This is a genomic window from Desulfovibrio desulfuricans (genome assembly GCF_024460775.1).
Lineage (GTDB): Bacteria > Desulfobacterota > Desulfovibrionia > Desulfovibrionales > Desulfovibrionaceae > Desulfovibrio > Desulfovibrio desulfuricans_E.
Genome location: NZ_JANFYZ010000116.1, coordinates 1 through 232, shown reverse-complemented (window position 1 = coordinate 232; position 232 = coordinate 1). Strand labels below are relative to the sequence as shown.

The 232-nt window shown below is 41.8% G+C and carries 1 protein-coding gene; it reads right to left on the bottom strand.

Annotated elements, in window-relative coordinates; genetic code table 11:
* Positions 1-232: immunoglobulin-like domain-containing protein (locus NE637_RS15600; RefSeq protein WP_256267836.1), on the bottom strand; the 232-nt coding region annotated here is incomplete at both ends.

Below are 232 nucleotides of genomic sequence, written 5' to 3'. Positions count from 1 at the left end.
CAGAAGCATTCTGACTGTCTGCCACCTGATAAACTACTTCGTACGTTCCCGCTTTTCCCGTATCGACTGTATTTTTTACTACATTAATTTCAGATGTAAGATCGCCGTCTTCTTTATCTTTTGCAGTCACATCTTTCAATGGATCAAACTTTTCTCCAAACTTGATCGTTTTATCGCTTGCGCTGATTGTCGGCACATGATTGATGACAGACAGCGCGGGAACAACTTGTAC